The following is a 5,386-nucleotide window of genomic DNA, read 5'->3' on the forward strand; positions in this document are numbered from 1 at the left end:
ACAGTGACGCACCGCAGCGGTACGGCTCCCGCCGTGATCGCCGTCGTACGGCTGATGGTGGTGCCCGATGCGACCATCGTGGACGCAGCCCTGCCGCGGGTCCAGACCGCCGCCGGGTTTTCCGGCGCGCGCGCCGTGCCGACGGCTGCCGCGCCGGTACCGGGGGCGCCCGCCGTTCCTCGCCGAGTCCCGGCGCCGGCAGGTCGGGGACGACCTGGCGTACGCGGTCACCTCGGCGGCCGGCACGGCCGGCCGGTTCTTCTCCGTGACCGTCCTCGCGCGGACCGTGCCGCGCCGCGGGGGCTGCCGGGCCGGCTACCGGTCGGCGAGTTCCTGGCGCAGGATCCGCTTGAGCACCTTGCCGGTGATGCCCCGCGGCAGCGACTCGCGGGCCTCGACCAGGACGGGCAGCTGGTGCGGTTCGAGCCGGTCGGCCAGGAAGGCGGGCAGCTCGCCGGCGGCCGCCGGGTCCTCCAGCACCACCACCGCGGCCGGGCCCGAACCCGCGGCGACCACCGCAGCCTCGCGGACCGCCGGGTGCTCGTACAGCGCCGCCTCGACGGCCACCGAGGAGACCCGCGCCCCGCCGGCGCTGTCGATCACGTCGTTGCCGCGGTCGAACAGGTGGAGCCAGCCCTCCTCGTCCAGGTGGCCGAGGTCGCCGGTACGGATCCAGCCGTCGATCCGCACCTCGGCGTCGCGCCGGGCGTCGAGGTAGCGGCGGCCGGGCGCGGCGGAGCGCAACTGGATCTCGCCGACCTCGCCGAGCGGCAGTTCGGCGCCCTGCGCGTCGGCGATCCGCACCTCACTGCCCCGGGCGGCCCGGCCGAGGGTGCTGGGGCGGGCCGGGTCGAAGGTGTTGACGACGACCGCGGGTACGGCCTCGGACTGCGAGTAGGCGGTGTTCAGCTCCGCGGCGGGGAACATCTTCAGCAGTCCGCGGCTCAGCGCGGGGGCGAGCGGGGCGGAGGCGATCGCCACCCGCTCCACGCAGCTGAGGTCGTAGCGCTCGCCGATCCGGGTGGCCAGCATCCGCATCGCGATCCACGGGGTGATCATCACGAAGCCGATCCGGTGGCGGCTGATCAGTTCCGCCATCCGCTCCACGTCGTCGACCGCGACCAGCACCAGCGCCGAGGGCGAGGTGACCGCGATGATGGCGACCGTCGTGGCGCTGGAGGTGGTGCCGAGCGGCATCGGGGCGAGCAGCGGCGTCGGGTTCTCGAACTGCAGCAGGCCCTCGGGGCCGCGCCCGAAAGTGAGGTTGCCGTGCGGGTTGGTGAACGCCTTGGCCGGCCCGGTGGTGCCGGAGGTGTAGAGCACGTCGGCGATGTCCTCGGGGGCCAGCGGTACGTCGACCGGCGTCTCGTCGCCGCTGTCCAGTCCGGCGACCTCGGCGGTCCAGCCGGTGAAGCTCGCGGGCGGCCGGAGCGAGCTGCTGTGGATCACCCCGGCGGCCCGGCACTCCGACAGCCGGCGTTCGATCTCGGGTTCGCCGAGCCGGTCGCTCAGGTGCAGGGCGGCGGCGCCGGCACTGAGTACGGCGAGGTAGGCGACCGCGTAGTCGGTCCAGTCCATGCCGCCGTACAGCAGGCCGATCCGGCTGCCCTTGGTGACGCCGATGCCGAGCAGGCCGTGGGCGGTGCGGTCGACCCGGCGCTGCCAGTCGCCGTAGTTCAGCGCGTCGGTTCCGTCGATGTTGAGTGCGATGCGGCCGGGATATGCCTCGGCCCGCCGGCGCAGCAGATCGGTGACTTGGACCACGGTACTCGCTTGTTCCATGTCGGCTCCTCGACCACTGGGCTGGACATCCCACGCTACGAAGCCGCCAATTTCTTATCTGCTCAGAATTGCGCGACCGCGGGAGTTCCTTGTCGATACCGTCGAGAGGTTGGCGAACCCGTAGACATTCGGATCGGCTGGAGATGACTGACCATGACTCAGATCGCTAATTCCGCGTGGGAAACGTCCTCCTGGGAAGAATCCAGCTATCTCGAGCCCACGGACGGTCCGCCGCTTATCCGCGCCGATGTGAAACGCGTATTCCACGGTGATGTGGAGGGCACAGGGGAGGCGGTCCTGCTGTGCTGCCGTCCGGACGACAAGTCGGCCGGATACGTCTCCACCGAGCACATCGTCGCCACCGTCGCGGGCCGCTCCGGCACCTTCGTGGTCCAGCACGGCGCGTCGATGGGCGACGACCAGCCGCAGACCATGGGCTTCGTGGTCCCGAACTCCGGCACCGGCGGCCTGACCGGCCTCACCGGCAGCTGCGCCTTCGGCCACGACGAGGAGGGCAAGGCGTACTTCCGCCTGGAGTACCAGCTGTCGTAGGACGACGGCGTCCCCGGACCGGCAGCGGCCGGTCCGGGGACGTCCCGCGTTCAGCGCGCGATGATCTCCAGGGCCACCGCGGGGCGGCCGCCGAAGCGCTCGCCGACCAGCTTGGCGAAGGCCGTCATCGGCTCGCGGACGCTGGTGACCGGCGGGTTGAGGCCGCCCAGGTAGGCGCGGTGCGCCTCCAGCGAGGCGATGCCCGCCTCCAGGTGGTCGGTGACGTCGACGGCGTGGGTGGGCTGCGGGGAGTTGGCCATCGCCACGTACTTGACGCCGCCCCAGTGCTCCAGGCCGATGTCCTCGAAGATCCACCGGTTGCCGGCGTCGCCGACGGCGTCCAGCAGGGCGTGGGCGGTGTGCCGGTGGTCGGGGGTGTTCCACTTGCCGGTCGAGGTGGTCTCCCGGCCGTTGAAGCCGAGCACGAAGTCGGGGCGGTGACGGCGTATCGCGGCGGCGATGTCCCGGCGCAGGCCGAGCCCGTACTCGATCTCGCCGTCGCGGTGGTCGAGGAACTCGACCTCACAGACGCCGACGATCTTGGCACTGGCCCGCTGCTCGGCCTCCCGGACCACCGCCGACTCGGCGGGGGTGAGGCCGTCAATGCCGGCCTGGCCCTTGGTGATCAGCAGATAGGAGACGCTCTTCCCGGCGGCCGTCCACGCGGCGACGGCGCTTGAGGTGCCGAACTCGACGTCGTCGGGGTGGGCGACCACCGCGAGGCCGCGGCTCCAGTCGTCGGGCAGGCTCTGCAGTTCCTCATCGGTCATCGGGACACTCCTGCGGTTGGCAGCTGACGGTTCATCGGTGCGGTCGGCCAAAGGGCGAGGTCCGCCCGGATCTCGTCGAGCAGGCCGGCCGCCTGGTCCTTGAGGTAGAAGTGGTCGCCGTCGAACTCGCGGAAGCGGAACGCGGCCGCGGTGACCTGCGCCCAGGCCACCAGCTCGTCCGCGTCGGCCTCCGGGTCGTCCCGCCCGACGAACGCCGAGAGCGGGCAGTCCAGGCGCGGCCCTGGCAGCGGCGTGTAGCTGTCGTTCAGCTCGAAGTCGGCACGCAGCGTCGGCAGGAACAGCCGTACCAGCTCGGGCTGTTCGAGCAGGTCGGCCGGGGTGCCGTTGAGCCGGGCCACCTCGGTGAGGAAGGCCGCGTCGTCGAGCCGCGCGTAGGAGGCGCGGCGGGCGGGCAGGTGCGGGGCGCGGCGGGCCGAGACGAACAGCCGCACCGGGGCGGGAAGGCCGAGCGCCACGAACCGCCGGGCGAGCTCGTAGCAGACGGCGGCGCCCATACTGTGCCCGAACAGGGCGTAGGGCCGGTCGAGTTGCGGGCCGAGCAGTTCGGCCAGCGGACCGATCGCCTGCTCCATCGTCACGTACGGCAGCTCGCGGAGCCGGCTCTCCCGGCCGGGCAGCACCACCGGGCGCACCTCGATGCCGGGGGCGAGCGCGGCGCGCCAGGGGTGGAAGAACGCGCCACCGCCGCCTGCGTGCGGCAGGCAGAACAGCCGGAGCTCCGCCTCGGTCCTGCTCATGTCATACCCCCTCGTTGGCGAAGACCACGGCGGAATGGAACCCGCCGAAACCGAAACTGTTGGACAGCGCGAATTCGGCTGCCATCGGCACCCGTGCGGCGCCGGTGAACCGCAGCCGGGGCTCCACCGGGTCGGCGAGCCACGGGTTGGGGTGCGCGAAGCCGCCGGTCAGCTGGGCGACGGTGGCGACCGCTTCGACCACCCCGGCCGCGCTCAGGCAGTGCCCGGTCAGCGCCTTGGTGGCGTTCACCAGCGCCGGGGCGTCCTGGCCGAGCACCCGCAGCAGGGCGGCGGCCTCGGTTCGGTCGCCGAGCGGCGAGGCGGTGCCGTGCGTGTTGACGTAGCCGAGCCGCCCGGGGGCGACTCCGGCCCGCTCCAGTGCGGTCCGCATCACCGCGGCCTCCACCTGCTCACTCGGGTCGGCGAGACTGGTACCGCTCAGCCGCAGCGCGTGCCCCGCCAGCCGGGCCAGCGCCTTCGCACCCCGGCGGCGGGCACCCGCGGCGGTCTCCAGCACCACGGCGGCGCCGCCGACACCGTCGGTGAACCCGCGGTGCGCCCGGTCGAAGGGGCGGCAGGGCGGGTCGTGGTCGGTGTCGGCGCCGGTGGCGGCGGGCGTCATCGCGCCCAGCGCGCGGTAGGCCTGGCGTTCCACCGGGGCGAGTTCGGTGGGCGCGCCCAGCACCAGGCAGGCGTCCACCGCTCCGGCGTCGAGCAGCCGGGCGGCGGTGATCAGCGCGACGTTGCCGCTGGCGGACGCGCCGCCCACGGTGCAGCCCTCGCCCTCGATGCCGAGGACCTCGCTGACCACGCCGACCTGGTCGGTGTCCTGCATGTGGAGCGCGTACCGGCCGGGGACGGCGGCGGGACGCTCCCGGTGGCGGTCGGCGGCGCGCTGCGCACCCGCGCCGGTGACATTGTTGCCGGCCACCACCAGGCCCAGCCGGTCCGCGGGCAGGGCCGCTTCGGCGAGTCCGGCCTGGTCCCAGGCCTCCGCGGCGGTCAGGACGGAGACCTGCACACCGAGCGGCGACCTGGCCGCCGTGCGGGCCGCCTTCTGCGGCACCCACCCGCCGCGGGCCCCGAGCTGTGTGAGCAGGGCCGGGTAGTCGAAGGGCGGCAGCGGCGCGCCGGGTGAGTCGGTGTCCCGGTCGGCGGCGGGCAGCAGGGCGCTGCGGCCGGCCCGCAGCGCGTCGGTGAAAGCCGCCAGGCCCGCGCCGGCCGCGCAGTGCACGCCGAGACCGGTGACCACGACGCCGCCGCCGGGGGTCACGCGGAGTGCCGGGCGAGCAGGGCGACCAACGAGCGGATGTCCCGGGTCTGCTGGAACTCCATCACGGGCACGCTGATGCCCATGTCCTCCATGGTGAGGGTCACCACCTCCGCCCGGTCGATGCTGTTGCAGCCCAACTCGGCCAGGCTGTTGTCGAGGGTGACGGTGGAGGTGTCCAGGTCGTACACCACGACGCCCAGATTGCGCCGGACCGCCTCGAAGATGTCGCTGTCGTCCATCTCGCTGTTCTC

General features: G+C 73.3%; 6 protein-coding genes. 1 reads left to right on the forward strand and 5 read right to left on the reverse strand.

Annotated elements, in window-relative coordinates; translation table 11 throughout:
• Nucleotides 1-315: 315 nt before the first annotated feature.
• On the reverse strand, nucleotides 316-1,782 hold the full coding sequence (locus ACGH7X_RS05475; protein ID WP_399882173.1) for an AMP-binding protein: 1,467 nt from the start codon (nucleotides 1,780-1,782) through the stop codon (nucleotides 316-318).
• 153 nt (nucleotides 1,783-1,935) lie between these two features.
• Between ACGH7X_RS05475 and ACGH7X_RS05480 the strand changes: the two genes are divergently transcribed.
• Nucleotides 1,936-2,334 carry a DUF3224 domain-containing protein gene (locus tag ACGH7X_RS05480; protein ID WP_399882175.1) on the forward strand — a complete coding sequence of 133 codons (399 nt, stop codon included), beginning with the start codon at nucleotides 1,936-1,938 and terminating at the stop codon, nucleotides 2,332-2,334.
• Nucleotides 2,335-2,384: 50 nt separating this feature from the next.
• On the opposite strand, the gene ACGH7X_RS05485 is transcribed toward ACGH7X_RS05480, so the two are convergent.
• From ACGH7X_RS05485 to ACGH7X_RS05500, 4 genes are read right to left on the reverse strand one after another with little or no spacing between them, the layout of a single operon-like run.
• Nucleotides 2,385-3,104: a PIG-L deacetylase family protein gene (locus ACGH7X_RS05485; RefSeq protein ID WP_399882177.1), complete on the reverse strand. Its 720-nt coding sequence runs from the start codon at nucleotides 3,102-3,104 to the stop codon at nucleotides 2,385-2,387.
• On the reverse strand, nucleotides 3,101-3,862 hold the full coding sequence (locus ACGH7X_RS05490) for a thioesterase II family protein (RefSeq protein ID WP_399882179.1): 762 nt from the start codon (nucleotides 3,860-3,862) through the stop codon (nucleotides 3,101-3,103). The genes ACGH7X_RS05485 and ACGH7X_RS05490 overlap by 4 nt, the downstream gene beginning before the upstream one ends.
• A 1-nt stretch (nucleotide 3,863) precedes the next feature.
• Nucleotides 3,864-5,135, reverse strand: coding sequence for a beta-ketoacyl synthase N-terminal-like domain-containing protein (locus tag ACGH7X_RS05495; RefSeq protein ID WP_399882181.1), 1,272 nt, complete (start codon nucleotides 5,133-5,135; stop codon nucleotides 3,864-3,866).
• A complete protein-coding gene (locus ACGH7X_RS05500) occupies nucleotides 5,132-5,374 on the reverse strand; it encodes a phosphopantetheine-binding protein (protein ID WP_100570198.1) in 243 nt (80 codons plus the stop codon). Before ACGH7X_RS05500 ends, ACGH7X_RS05495 begins: the two co-directional genes overlap by 4 nt.
• Nucleotides 5,375-5,386: the final 12 nt, after the last annotated feature.

The organism is Streptomyces sp. BBFR51, from assembly GCF_044591655.1.
Lineage (GTDB): Bacteria > Actinomycetota > Actinomycetes > Streptomycetales > Streptomycetaceae > Streptomyces.

What these genes read in the sequence shown, in the direction of transcription:
- ACGH7X_RS05480 (WP_399882175.1), top strand. Translation starts at nt 1,936, where the DNA reads ATGACTCAGATCGCTAATTCCGCGTGGGAAACGTCCTCCTGGGAAGAA.
- ACGH7X_RS05475 (WP_399882173.1), bottom strand. Translation starts at nt 1,782, where the DNA reads ATGGAACAAGCGAGTACCGTGGTCCAAGTCACCGATCTGCTGCGCCGG.
- ACGH7X_RS05500 (WP_100570198.1), bottom strand. Translation starts at nt 5,374, where the DNA reads ATGGACGACAGCGACATCTTCGAGGCGGTCCGGCGCAATCTGGGCGTC.
- ACGH7X_RS05485 (WP_399882177.1), bottom strand. Translation starts at nt 3,104, where the DNA reads ATGACCGATGAGGAACTGCAGAGCCTGCCCGACGACTGGAGCCGCGGC.
- ACGH7X_RS05490 (WP_399882179.1), bottom strand. Translation starts at nt 3,862, where the DNA reads ATGAGCAGGACCGAGGCGGAGCTCCGGCTGTTCTGCCTGCCGCACGCA.